The organism is Vibrio sp. SCSIO 43086 (assembly GCF_051132235.1).
In the GTDB taxonomy this organism is placed as follows: domain Bacteria; phylum Pseudomonadota; class Gammaproteobacteria; order Enterobacterales; family Vibrionaceae; genus Vibrio; species Vibrio diabolicus.
In genome coordinates, this window is the sequence record NZ_CP072678.1 from 590,536 (window position 1) to 603,096 (window position 12,561).

11 protein-coding genes are annotated in these 12,561 nt (G+C 45.1%); 3 read left to right on the forward strand and 8 right to left on the reverse strand.

Going from position 1 to position 12,561, the window contains the following annotated elements; genetic code table 11:
* Window positions 1–90 precede the first annotated feature (90 nt).
* The 5 genes from J8Z23_RS18785 to J8Z23_RS18805 form a co-directional block, all read right to left on the reverse strand.
* The gene (locus J8Z23_RS18785; RefSeq protein ID WP_005396079.1) at window positions 91–1,134 is read right to left on the reverse strand and encodes a GMP reductase; all 1,044 of its coding nucleotides are present in this window, start codon (window positions 1,132–1,134) and stop codon (window positions 91–93) included.
* Between the two features lie 435 nt (window positions 1,135–1,569).
* A complete protein-coding gene (locus J8Z23_RS18790; RefSeq protein ID WP_434635746.1) occupies window positions 1,570–3,111 on the reverse strand; it encodes an NAD(P)H-hydrate dehydratase in 1,542 nt (513 codons plus the stop codon).
* An 86-nt stretch (window positions 3,112–3,197) separates the two neighbouring features.
* Window positions 3,198–3,635, reverse strand: a complete 438-nt coding sequence (locus J8Z23_RS18795; protein ID WP_005396081.1) for a PAS domain-containing protein — start codon at window positions 3,633–3,635, stop codon at window positions 3,198–3,200.
* On the reverse strand, window positions 3,635–4,639 hold the full coding sequence (locus J8Z23_RS18800) for a response regulator (protein WP_006741121.1): 1,005 nt from the start codon (window positions 4,637–4,639) through the stop codon (window positions 3,635–3,637). The genes J8Z23_RS18795 and J8Z23_RS18800 overlap by 1 nt, the downstream gene beginning before the upstream one ends.
* A 366-nt stretch (window positions 4,640–5,005) precedes the next feature.
* Window positions 5,006–5,914 carry an aldo/keto reductase gene (locus tag J8Z23_RS18805; protein WP_005396083.1) on the reverse strand — a complete coding sequence of 303 codons (909 nt, stop codon included), beginning with the start codon at window positions 5,912–5,914 and terminating at the stop codon, window positions 5,006–5,008.
* A gap of 95 nt (window positions 5,915–6,009) precedes the next feature.
* Here J8Z23_RS18805 and J8Z23_RS18810 point away from each other — a divergent pair, with 95 nt between their 5' ends.
* Window positions 6,010–6,423 carry a helix-turn-helix domain-containing protein gene (locus J8Z23_RS18810; protein WP_005396084.1) on the forward strand — a complete coding sequence of 138 codons (414 nt, stop codon included), beginning with the start codon at window positions 6,010–6,012 and terminating at the stop codon, window positions 6,421–6,423.
* Here J8Z23_RS18810 and J8Z23_RS18815 read toward each other — a convergent pair.
* Window positions 6,404–6,982, reverse strand: a complete 579-nt coding sequence (locus J8Z23_RS18815) for a hypothetical protein (RefSeq protein ID WP_048624851.1) — start codon at window positions 6,980–6,982, stop codon at window positions 6,404–6,406. The two genes, J8Z23_RS18810 and J8Z23_RS18815, sit on opposite strands and share 20 nt — an antisense overlap.
* Window positions 6,983–7,473: 491 nt before the next feature.
* Here J8Z23_RS18815 and clcA point away from each other — a divergent pair, with 491 nt between their 5' ends.
* The gene (gene clcA / locus J8Z23_RS18820; protein WP_005396086.1) at window positions 7,474–8,877 is read left to right on the forward strand and encodes a H(+)/Cl(-) exchange transporter ClcA; all 1,404 of its coding nucleotides are present in this window, start codon (window positions 7,474–7,476) and stop codon (window positions 8,875–8,877) included.
* Window positions 8,878–9,138: 261 nt separating this feature from the next.
* Entirely contained in the window at window positions 9,139–10,086 is a 948-nt protein-coding gene (locus J8Z23_RS18825; RefSeq protein ID WP_434635747.1) for a TDT family transporter, read from the forward strand.
* Window positions 10,087–10,133: 47 nt separating this feature from the next.
* Here J8Z23_RS18825 and J8Z23_RS18830 read toward each other — a convergent pair whose 3' ends face one another.
* Together J8Z23_RS18830 and folE are read right to left on the reverse strand one after the other, a co-directional pair.
* Complete coding sequence (locus J8Z23_RS18830; protein ID WP_006741126.1) at window positions 10,134–11,372, reverse strand: NRAMP family divalent metal transporter; 1,239 nt, start codon at window positions 11,370–11,372, stop codon at window positions 10,134–10,136.
* 275 nt (window positions 11,373–11,647) lie between these two features.
* Window positions 11,648–12,301, reverse strand: a complete 654-nt coding sequence (gene folE, locus J8Z23_RS18835; protein ID WP_006741127.1) for a GTP cyclohydrolase I FolE — start codon at window positions 12,299–12,301, stop codon at window positions 11,648–11,650.
* Window positions 12,302–12,561 lie beyond the last annotated feature (260 nt).

A 12,561-nucleotide genomic window follows, 5' to 3' on the forward strand; every position in this document is an offset into this window, starting at 1 on the left:
CTCACTCTGGCTCATAGCTGCATATAGTATAGTTTTATCTGCTATAGATATAACGTATGGTTGCTTTTACACTTGTTACATTCAGTCGATTTACTCTTTACCGAACACGTTGTTCTCTTGTTCTTGAACGCGGATGAATGTAGTACGCTTGGTTAGCTCTTTAAGCTTTGCTGCACCCACGTATGTACAAGTTGAGCGAACGCCACCAAGGATGTCTTGAATAGTGCCGTGAACGCTGCCACGGTATGGCAATAACACGGTTTTGCCTTCGGCTGCGCGGTAGCCAGCAACACCACCTGAGTGCTTCTCCATCGCACTCTTAGAAGACATGCCGTAGAATTTCATGAACTTCTCGCCGTCTTTCTCGATCACTTCGCCGCCTGACTCTTCGTGGCCCGCTAACATGCCGCCTAACATAACAAAGTCCGCGCCGCCGCCGAATGCTTTGGATACATCACCTGCGCATGAGCAACCACCGTCACCGATGATCATGCCACCAAGGCCGTGCGCTGCATCGCCACACTCGATGATTGCAGAAAGCTGCGGGTAACCAACACCCGTTTTTACACGAGTTGTACAAACTGAGCCAGGGCCAATGCCTACTTTCACGATGTCTGCACCAGCAAGGATCAACTCTTCACACATATCACCAGTAACCACGTTACCCGCAGAGATCACTTTGTCTGGAAACTCTGCACGTACACGCTCTACGTACTCAACTAAATGCTCTGAGTAACCATTTGCAATGTCGATACAGATGAAAATAAATTCATCTGAAAGCGCCATAATATCTTTGGTTTTTTGGAAATCCGCGTCAGATGTTCCCGTAGACACCATTACGTTATTCAGGGTTGCTTTATCAGCTGATTTAGCAAACTCAGCCCAATCTTCTACCGTGTAATGTTTGTGAACAGCAGTCATTACACCATGCTCAGCTAGCGCTTTAGCCATTGCAAAGCTACCAACCGAATCCATGTTTGCTGCGATTACAGGCACACCAGACCATTGACGACCACTATGCTTGAATGTAAAATCGCGGGTTAAATTTACTTGAGAACGGCTCTTAAGGGTAGAACGTTTCGGGCGAAACAGTACATCTTTAAAACCTAACTTAAGTTCTTGTTCGATACGCATTGTGTAATTCCTTGATTCATATGTATATGTGTCATCTCAGAGTGCGTAGTGATTTCGTTGGCAGACGAGTTCACTGTTCTTCGGACACAAAAAAACCGGAGCGTTGGCAGACGCTCCGGTTTTCAGCATTATAGGCTGTGATTTATTTCCTACAAGTCTGATATTTGAATTTTTTTTGTGATACCATCTTGATAATCGCATATCAAAAACACTCCTCAAGTCGTTATTTTTTCTCATTATTTATAATTATCAACAACTTAAGAAAACGTTCAAGTTAACCTATTGCGCAAACCTTTGCGTCATACCTTTAAAATGAAAACGCACAACCTCTCAAATCTGCCTAAAACTCAATCACCTAATACTAAGATGCCCTGCTAATTCGTAAAAAGTACTCAAAAAAATCGACCAATTTTCTTAACAATGCATGAAATATAATTAAGTTCGATAGAGCTCTTGGGTGATAGCGGTACGAAGTGTGCTAACTACATCACTTGCCAAAAGACCAATTTGACCATGCTGATTCATGTTTATATCCGCAGCATGACTGTGGAGTACCACACCTAAACGTGCCGCAATGGAAATGGGTAACCCTTTAGCTAGCAACGCACCAATAACACCAGATAGCACATCTCCCATTCCGCCCGTCGCCATTCCGGCGTTACCCGCTAGACAGACGTACATTCTCGTTCCATCGTAAATAAGTGTTCCCGCGCCTTTTAAAACCACCACACCGCCATAACGCTCTTGCAGTTGTCTTGCAGCAGAATATCGGTCACTTTCTATTTGTTGAGTGGTCACATTTAATAGTCGAGCTGCCTCTCCAGGATGCGGCGTGATCACTCGCTGGTTGTCGCACACCAAAGTGCCATCACATCGTTGGCTTAGCATCGCTAGAATATTGAGCCCATCAGCATCAACAACTTTAGGTTTCTGTTCTTGAGCCAGATATTGATAGGCTTGATAAGCCCACTCATCATCACCAAAACCTGGACCAAACACCAATACTTCAGCCCAGCGAATGCGTTTGGTTAAGTCATTCTCAGTATCCCTGAGTAAGTCGGCGGTGATGCTTTGGCTCATTACTTCTGGGCAGCCAATCTGTAGCGGAATAAGGCTACTCGGGTGAGTAATTGCGGCAGTTAAACCCGCTCCGGATCTAACCGCAGCGGAGGAACATAAGCGAATCGCTCCTGACATACCTTGGTTACCACCGACACAAAGTAGTTTGCCATTGTCACCTTTGTGTGCTGTCGGGTTTGGCTTGGGCATTAACCTTGAAACAACCTGATGATCAATACCTAGTGCACTTTCTACTTCGATAGAATCAAACTCAACATTTACACCCAACCCACAAAAGTGGAGTTCACCAACTCGATCTCTCGCTTGTCCGGTGCACAAGCCTTGCTTAACACCAATGAAGGTTACAGTATGCTCAGCATGAATGGCATCGCCTAAAATAGCACCTGTATTTGCACACAACCCGGAAGGAATATCGACTGCAATCACTGGGGTGTGAATTTGATTGATTTGCTCAATGTAGCGACGGTACTCCGAACGAACCTCACCACTTAAACCAGTGCCTAACATGGAATCAATGATCACATCGGCTTCTAGCAATGCGGTATTCCACTCATCCCAATCATTGTTAACACCATCGATGGACTGCCAATCTTGATATGCGCGTAAAGCATCACCTTTGAGCGCAGTCACATCACCAAGTTGGAAAACCTGTACATTGAGTTGCGCTTGTTTAGCAAGCGAGGCAAATACGTATCCGTCACCACCATTATTCCCTTTGCCACAAATGACTAAGATATTTTTTGATTTGGGATACAAGTGTAAAAAACGCTCATACACAGCCATACCTGCGCGTTGCATTAGGCTATACATAGAAACACCAGCCATTTGCGCTGCCAGCGTTTCACCGTTTTTTACTTGTTCTGCGGTGTAGAGTTTTAGGGCGAGATTAAAGTCCATCTTCACGTTCTGCGCATTAGGAAACACAATTATAAGTATACAAAAAAGCCAAGGCGAACCTTGGCTTTTGAGAAAGTTTTTTATCGCTACTGACTCTGAGACATCAATGCTTCAGCCGTCGCGTCTTGTATAGATAGAAACAACGAATTGATTTTCCCAGTCGGTGTACGCATGGGGTTCAGCGTAACGTTCTGGTACATAAACTCCGCTTGCTGAGTGACAGGACGTACGTTACGGCAGCGGAACAAGTAAGGACGCTGGCGCCACGTAATAAAGCTGCGGCAACCTAAATCATAAACTGGCTTTGTTTTTAACTTAAACCATTCCTGCGGGATTTCAGGGAAGATATCAAAGATAGAACGACCAATTGCATCATGAGATTGCAAACCACTGTGATGAGTCATAAACCCATTCCACACTTGCACATTATAATCTCGGTCAATGACGACGAGCCCCATGTCGACGTTTTGTACCATGTCGACCATCCAATGGAATTGTTCAAACTCTGCTGGCATATTCAACATTAGAACTCCTCCATTAGATATGACAGTTTGTTATCGAGCAGCGGCAAAGATTCATCGACGAACATAAACAATAAATCACAACGGATTGACGTTCCCTCAATGTTGTAGCTCACCTCGAATGTCATGGTGCGGCTGAATGCGCCCGTCGTAGACTCAATGATCGAATCAATTGATATATGCTGACCAAGAAGCACTGGAGGGCTTTGGAAGAATCGCACTTCAGATTGTTCGCCCAAGCCATTTAAGAATGACCCCACCAAGATATTGGAAATATCCATGAGCAGCTCAAGCTCTTCCAGTTCGTCGCTATCAGCTGGCACTTTCATCAACTTCTTGAGATCCGATACGCTCGAATCGCTCAAAATCACCAGCGCTTCACCCGCAATACCTTCGCCACAAAAGCCCTGACAAACGCCCGATACGTTGTCATGCGACGCTAAGTCACGGAGAGCCATGTGTAGTTCGCTCACTTCGAAGATATTAACGTTCGGAAGCGGTAATTGCACAAACACATCAAAATGACGCGCCAATGCATCTGCGGCTCGACCAATAGAGACGTTCGCCACTTCCATATAAATATCGCGACGACGTAAAATCGGTAACTCAATAGAAACAGGCGTGATAATTTGAGGACGAGGCTCTGGCTCAACCAACTCTTTAAGCGCATTCTTGAGTTCATCTTTGGCGATCGGTTTTTGAATAAACGCTTTTGCACCCAGTGCGAACACGCGCTCTTTCGCTTTAGGTTGGATATCCCCCGACACCACAACCACCGGAGTTGTATTCCCTAACCGCTGCATGTTTTCTAGTGTTTCAAAGCCATCCATTTCTGGCATGGTCAAATCAAGAAACATCAATTTAAACTCGTTCTTTTCGAGTTCTTCTAGCGCATTTTTTCCGTGGATAGCAAACGTAATATCGGCATTCAATGTGGCTGGTAGTGATCTCGCCATCTGTTTGCGTGCTAACGCTGAATCATCACAGATGAGTACGGGAAAAGACATTCAATCACCTTTTTATATTCCACAATCTGCGCCGGAGTCTAACAGATTGTTACAGCATGTAATACGAGAAAACTGACGAGTTTTTATTTCTTTTTTATTCAATAAGCATACGCAATATGAATGGATGAGTGAACAAAATGGCGAAAAAGCAAACATCCCATTCGCTGTTTAGTGACATGAAACAAACATGGATAAAACGCCTCCATTAAAAATAAGCACAAATTTGCATTTTAAATTAAAAATCCGTTTTTACTTCCACTCTATCCGCTCAGTATGAGTACTGGGTAAATCGGTATCGCGTAGCAATAAAAAAGCACCCTTTCATAGGGTGCCTTGAATAATGTATTCATCAATAAAGTGTCACTTCTATGGCACACCGTGACCTTTAGAAGCCACCCATACGCGATACCATTGCTCACGAGTCAATTCGATATTCAGCGCATTTACTGCCGTTTGCACACGCTCAATCTTACCAGAGCCAATGATTGGAATTGGGTTAGATGGCAAACGGCGTACCCAAGCGTAAATCACTTGGTCAATGCTAGTCGCGCCCACCTCTTCTCGAATCGCTTCTAATTCGTTGCGAACACGAACGGCTTGCTCACTGTCACCACTGAAGATGGAGCCACCACCGAGGCAAGACCAAGCCATTGGGCGCGTACGCAACATTTGCATTTGATCAAGCGTTCCATCATGTGCAACCTCAAAATGAAGCGGATTGATTTCCACTTGGTTAGTCACAAGAGGCTTACCTAAACGAGATTGCAACAGCTCAAACTGACGTGGAGTAAAGTTAGATACACCAAAGTGCTTCACTTTACCCACTTTGTGTAGCTCTGAGAACGCTTCAGCCACTTCATCGGCATCCATTAACACGTCAGGGCGATGGATTAAAAGCACATCGATTTCGTCCACATTCAAACGCTCAAGCGAGTTATTCACCGATTGGTAGATGTGAGCGGAACTTGTATCGTAGTGATTGATCTTACGCTCTGGTGTTTTATCTCCGCACAGGTTGATATCACACTTTGTGACGATCTGAATCTGCTCTCGCACGCTCTTATCGAGAGCAAGTGCTTCACCAAACAATTTCTCACACTCGTAATTACCGTATATGTCTGCGTGATCGACCGTGGTAATGCCTAACTCAATATGTTGCTTGAGGAATGACAAACGCTCTTGAGCAGTCATGCCCCAATCAACTGCACGCCAATATCCTTGGACCAGCTCTGAGAACTCAGGGCCTTTTGGTGCAGTCACAACTTTTGCAACCATGGTTTTTCTCCTTCAATTGATCTGCATTCATCGTAGTCTTGTTTTCACATCGGCTCAACGGGTAAACTTTGGCAATTCGAACTGGAGTACGAAATATGTCTTTTGCCCAACGCCTAGCCACCTTGATCGGAGAAGAAAGCATCAGCGGATTTGCACGACGCGTTGATGTGTCTGAAGCTTTAATACGCAAATATTTAAAAGGCAGTGAACCGAGCCTAACGAAAGCAAATCAAATTGCGATGCGAGCCAACTGCTCTCTTGAATGGTTAGCGACCGGATGTGGTTATTTATATCGCCGCGCTGAAGTCGTAGATATGGATGCGTACAAACTTGCATTTCAACACGTTATGAATCAGCCGTTGCCAGATGAGGCAGAAGAACAGCACCGTAAGCTCATCGCTGGCTATCAATACCTGCGTGCGCACAAAAAATCGGATGGATTTTTGGACGAGTCTGCGATGGCGACCTTCCTATCTCTCCATAAAGAATCTAAAAACGAGTCACTTTAACATCAATAATTTCGCCATCGCTGTGCAATTCCACATTTAAAGACGGTGATGGCGACGAAAACTCGTCCGGTTTTACCCAAAATAAGCTTCGAATCGTTTCTTGCGGATAGCGGTTTATCAACAAGATAACTTCTTTATCGACAAGCTCAGAAGATTTCTTTTCCAGCGCTTCAACGACGTCATAGTGCTCTTGTCCGATAGTTATACTACGTAAAACCAACCCGTCTTTTCTTAAATTGAGGATTAAGTCATTGAGACTTTGCCATTGATATTCGGTCAAAAAAGAGAACTGAGCACTGTCCTTTCCCAAAACAACTTCACCATACAGATGCTGCTGATAGTACGAAAAATCGTCCAAACAAAATGTGCTGATATACGTTGAAACATCTTGCTGCTGCACGTCACAGCGATACCAGCTTCCCCTTGTCTCTATACGCTCTTTTAAATTGGAGTACGGCATTGAAGACAACGTGTCCTGCCACCAACTCGGCGTCGAAAATGCTGGAAACGTTACCGAAAAACAACATAAAGAAAACAGGACTCGAGGATAAAAGCGCATGAATTACTCTGGTTGATTAACATCGACCCCAGACATTACCGACTAGTAGAAATTGTTCAAGATAAAAATAGTGGCAGGTAGTGCGGAAAGTTGTAGAGCAGAAATTAAGAAGGCGCACATTTGCGTGCGCCTCTACCTCGTTACTCAATCGTGAGTGTGCGAATCGAAGATGTCTATTGATGCATCCCGAACATAAAACGAGGACTTACCGTAGGGTTTGAATCCATCCAAATTGTGTGTAAAACCTCACATCCCTCCTTCTGAAGCAGTCATGTTGCTTTACACCTAAAGCATGGTTCATTTTGCTCAAAAAACAAGTTTTTTATCCCAAATTATGAGAGCAATAGCACAGTCTTGGTGAATGAATGACATCGCGACACTTCGAACACTCAATAGTGAAAAGCTAAATTGCATCTTTATTGATTAGGTCTAGACTCTGCGAAGCGTATACTTTCTCGCGTCCCTTCCACCAGCAACAGGAGAACTTGTTAATGACCAAACGAGAGAGAATTGTGAAATCTGTGTTAGCGCACGTACCCAAAGATGCGATTAACCAGTTTGTCTCTCGAGGGTCCACACCATTTTCTGTCCTGATTATGGCCGCAATCGTTGGCACACTAGCTGGTTTTGTCGGCACTTACTTCGAACTTGCGGTTCATTTTGTTTCTGAAACTCGTACCGAATGGCTAAGAAGCGAAATCGGTAGCGTACTTCCTCTTTGGCTTGCTGCTGTACTGATCAGTGCTCTGCTTGCTTTTGTTGGTTACTTTCTTGTTCACCGCTTTGCTCCAGAGGCTGCGGGATCAGGCATCCCAGAAATAGAAGGCGCGATGGACAACATTCGTCCAGTGCGCTGGTGGCGAGTTCTACCTGTTAAATTCTTCGGCGGCATGGGAGCACTTGGCTCCGGTATGGTACTTGGTCGCGAAGGTCCGACAGTTCAAATGGGCGGCGCAGTTGGTCGAATGGTGACCGATATTTTCCGTGTGAAAGATGACGATACTCGTCATTCCCTACTCGCTTCAGGTGCCGCTGGTGGTTTGGCTGCCGCCTTTAATGCCCCACTCGCAGGCATTATGTTCGTTGTGGAGGAAATGCGACCTCAATTTCGCTATTCTCTGATCTCAATTCGCGCGGTGATCATCTCTGCTATTATGGCCAACATTGTGTTTCGCGCCATCAACGGGCAAGACGCTGTCATCACAATGCCGCAATATCACTCTCCAGAGCTTCAGTCACTTTGGTTGTTTTTATTGCTTGGCGCATTGTTTGGCGTATTCGGAGTGATCTTCAATAAATTGATTACCGTGGCACAAGACAGTTTTGTCGCAATTCACAAAAACGATCGTAAACGCTATTTAATTGTGGGTTCACTACTTGGTGGCATTTTTGGTCTGCTTCTCTTATACGTGCCGCAGCTAACTGGCGGTGGCATCGGCCTTATTCCTGATATTACCAACGGCAACTACTCGGTATCCGTTTTAGTTCTGCTTTTCTTTGGTCGCGTCATCACGACGTTGCTATGCTTTGGCTCTGGTGCGCCGGGCGGTATCTTTGCACCGATGCTTGCTCTGGGGACCTTGTTTGGCTATGCATTCGGAGCGAGTGCTGATGTATTGCTTCCTACGCTTGATATCGAACCTGGCGTATTTGCTATTGCGGGCATGGGGGCCCTGTTTGCTGCAACGGTACGCGCACCGATCACGGGCATTTTGTTGGTGATTGAAATGACCAATAACTACTACTTAATTCTACCACTTATCATTACTTGTTTAGGTGCCGTGATTATTGCTCAGTTGTTTGGCGGACAACCGATTTACAGCCAGTTGCTACATCGTACAATCAAAAACGATAAGTTACGTCAGCAGGATCTTCCTGAAAACCAATCGACATAATTCTCGCTTTGTTATTATTTCGCTCCAAACTATCGAAGGGTTTGGAGCGATAAACTCTACATTTTTACATCCTTTCCCAAATATTCGATACCAAACTCACAAAAATACCATTCTCTGATATTTCCTCATCACCTTTCATGAGTAAGCACTCTCTAAACTTGCTAGTATTCGCTACTCAAATAGAGCATTTCATCCAAATCATCACGTTTCGTTTCATTCAGGAAAAAATCAAATGGAGTAGATTTGAACTGGAGAAGACTTGTGCAGTTTTATAGCGTTCCGCCGTCTCAAGCCGCGTTAGCGCTAGGTATGATAGGTTTAGGACAAGCTTGGGCACTCTATGTCCCTGAAATTGGTGAACCAATACGCCCATTTTTAGCGTCACTCGGCGCGCTTTTACTCGCCCCAGTGCTGATAAAATATGCCACGAATCCACGATTATTTATGGTCGACATTCGTCACCCATTGAGCGGTAGCTTAATGGCACCCATGAGTATGGCGTTACTGATCCTTGCAGATTATCTTGCTTCTATAGCGCCAATCATTGCTTATCCACTCTGGTTTATGGCACTTTTGCTGCATTTTACTATGATGGTACTGTTTTTTAGCTTTCAGCTAATGAACTTCAAAATGTCGAATATCGTACCTAGTTGGTTTCTCTATCCAGTGGGACTGATCAGCAGCTCATTAGCAGGCTCCCAATTGGGTCACAACCTATTCTCTGAAACCTTAGCGATGATGTGCATTGGCATTTATTTCTTTATGTTACCGCTGGTGCTCTATCGTTTGGTGTTTTTCGGATCTCTGCCGAGACGAGCCAGGCCGACCCTCGCAATTATGGCCGCACCGGTAAACTTGTCATTGGCGGCATACTTGGTGAACTTTCCCCTTCCCGATCCGATACTGACGGGCGCATTAGCAGGGATTGCTATCACAATGACGTTATTGATCTACCTGTGTTACTTCCGCTTACTTCGATTGAAGTTTCAACCTTCTATCGCGGCGGTAACCTTTCCTTCCGTGATCAGTGCCATTGCGATGCACCGCTTAACCTCCTTTTTTGCCGAATCGCACCCACATTGGCACTGGCTACACGATTTTGGCTTTTTAGAGCTCAGCATTGCGACTGTGTTGGTGGTTTGGGTGTCGGCAGGTTACATCAAAATGTATTGGCCAGAAATCGTTAAGTCGTCCTCTAAACAAGCATAAAAAAACGGCCTCATCTGAGGCCGCTGTTTATCTCTATCAATAAGACATCAACCCGCAAACTTCGCCATGAAGTTCCCAATGTTAGTCAAACTCGATGCTGCCATTACGATAACAATCGCTGCTCCAGTTAGCGTTAAGTACATTGGGTGTTGGTAGTCACCGACAATATCTTTGCGTTTTGTCGCAACCAATACAGTGCCCAAAACAATAGGAAGAATAATGCTGTTCACTAGGCCCGCTAGCATCAAAAGAAGAATTGGCATGTCCATGGTTACCGTGCCTAGCGAGGTTAGGATAATGAAACCAACACACCAAGCTTTCTCGTTTCGCGCCACAACTGGGAAAAGCGTCTTAATTAATGATATGGCCATGTAAGAGTTGCCAACCACAGACGTGATGGAAGCTACAAACAGTACTAAGCCAAAGATGAAGTAACCGAGTTGGCCCGCACCTTGACGGAAAGCATCCGCCGCAGGGTTAGCCGTATCCAGCGTTGCGCCTGTCGCGATAACGCCAAACACCGCCAAAAACAGTAGGATTCGAATAACCACCGCAATAGAAATACCAGCCCACGCTGTTGAGGTGATGGAAGGCACGTTCTCTTTGCCTTTCAAGCCGATGTCTACTAGGCGTTGTGCACCCGTGTAGTAACCGCCAACTGCACCGCCAACGATAGTCAACGTAGGCAGAAGCAAACTACCAACATCCATAGGCATCACCGCTGCACTTAGTGTCTCTCCCATCGGAGGTAAGCTCGTCATAGCCACGTATGCGATCAGAACGATCATGAACAAGCCAAGGTAGCGGGCCATTTGGTCCATTCGTTTGGAGGCGTTATGAACCACAAACAACAAACAGCCAACGACACCGGTAAACAGTGCGCCCCATGTTGTGTCCACGCCCGTTAGCACATTGATGCCTAACGCTGCGCCACTCACGTTGCCAAAGTTAAACGCCACTGCACCAAGCGCAAGGAGAATACCAACACCATAACCCATGCCGGGTGCCACTTTGTTCGCAATGTCTTGGATTCGCATGCCAGAAACGCCGACAATACGCCACAAGTTCATCACAATACCAAACGTGATAAAAATGGAAGCCAAAACTGGAAATGCCATGTCGACTTTGTAGATATTTGTGAAGACTGCGGTTTGAGTTAAAAAGCCGGGACCCACAGAGGTTGTCGCCATCAAAAAAGCGACACTGAGCATGGCTTTCTTTTGCCAACTGCTTTCTGTAACTGGAGCTGAAATAGAGGAGGTGCTGATAGTGCTTTGTGTAGTCATGCCGAGTCCCAAATTTGTTGTCTTTCTATTATTAGAAAAAAGAAAGACAACTGACCGAGATCAGCTGAACTTAGAGAAATATCTCTTTTTAAAACAAACGATTACAAGTTGTAGTCGTTCATTGGGCGCATATATTAAGAGCAACGAATGTGACTGTCAATACACAATTGCATAATTACTATTTATTGCGACTCACTTGACTATGATTTGGATATAAAAGATATAAAAAAGGATGGCAACTCGCCATCCTCTCTCAATTTTATTTGTCGATTTGATTAACGCAGGCCATGCAGAAATTCAGCACGGGTCGCTGGGTTGCTCTTAAAAATACCACCTAACGCTGTAGTCGTGGTTTCACTGGTGGCATCCATCACACCGCGTGATTTCACACAGTAATGCGTCGCGTCGATAGTCACCGCTACATCGTCAGACTCAAGCAATGTTTGCAAAGCAACAAGGATTTGCTGGGTCATACGCTCTTGAACTTGAGGGCGTTGCGCAAAGAAACGAACAATACGGTTGATCTTAGACAGGCCAATGATCTTACCGCGAGGAATATAAGCAACAGCGGCTTTTCCGTCGATTGTCACAAGATGGTGTTCGCACGTACTGGTCACAGTAATGTCTTTCACGCGAACCATTTCGCTCACGTTCATCTTGTTTTCGATAACTGTGATCTTGGGGAAGTTGGAGTAATCCAAACCAGAGAAAATCTCGTCCACGTACATTTTTGCAATACGGTGTGGCGTTTCCTCTAAGCTATCATCCGTAAGGTCGAGCTGAAGCAGACCAAGAATCTCACGCATGTGGTATTCAATCTTTTCCTTCTTCTCTTCACGGCTAACGGCATTAGGGCGCATTGGTGTTTCTAACCCGCGTTGCTCTAGCGCTTCTTTCACTAACTTTGCTGACTCGCTAAGACCTGACATTCCACTTCCTCTTTTGTAACTACCACTCTCGGTGTGAAATACAATTGCCGTGTTTTCATCCCGTAGCGTTAAAGTTGCTCAGTCCGATGTTTATAACGCCAAGGCACATAACAAGAATACACTGAGCTATTTTCTCATGCTCCGTAGGAACTTTACCCCTTTCGGATGGGTGACAAGGATACTCGGATTTTTGAATAATTACACCCATATTTTATAGGTGGACATTCTTACTCAGTCCTCTTTTATGGTAGAGTTGCCAC

Bases quoted from the DNA above. Each gene is read 5' to 3' on its own strand.
- J8Z23_RS18785 (WP_005396079.1), bottom strand. From the start codon at position 1,134: ATGCGTATCGAACAAGAACTTAAGTTAGGTTTTAAAGATGTACTGTTT.
- J8Z23_RS18790 (WP_434635746.1), bottom strand. From the start codon at position 3,111: ATGGACTTTAATCTCGCCCTAAAACTCTACACCGCAGAACAAGTAAAA.
- J8Z23_RS18795 (WP_005396081.1), bottom strand. From the start codon at position 3,635: ATGTTGAATATGCCAGCAGAGTTTGAACAATTCCATTGGATGGTCGAC.
- J8Z23_RS18800 (WP_006741121.1), bottom strand. From the start codon at position 4,639: ATGTCTTTTCCCGTACTCATCTGTGATGATTCAGCGTTAGCACGCAAA.
- J8Z23_RS18805 (WP_005396083.1), bottom strand. From the start codon at position 5,914: ATGGTTGCAAAAGTTGTGACTGCACCAAAAGGCCCTGAGTTCTCAGAG.
- J8Z23_RS18810 (WP_005396084.1), top strand. From the start codon at position 6,010: ATGTCTTTTGCCCAACGCCTAGCCACCTTGATCGGAGAAGAAAGCATC.
- J8Z23_RS18815 (WP_048624851.1), bottom strand. From the start codon at position 6,982: ATGCGCTTTTATCCTCGAGTCCTGTTTTCTTTATGTTGTTTTTCGGTA.
- clcA (WP_005396086.1), top strand. From the start codon at position 7,474: ATGACCAAACGAGAGAGAATTGTGAAATCTGTGTTAGCGCACGTACCC.
- J8Z23_RS18830 (WP_006741126.1), bottom strand. From the start codon at position 11,372: ATGACTACACAAAGCACTATCAGCACCTCCTCTATTTCAGCTCCAGTT.
- folE (WP_006741127.1), bottom strand. From the start codon at position 12,301: ATGTCAGGTCTTAGCGAGTCAGCAAAGTTAGTGAAAGAAGCGCTAGAG.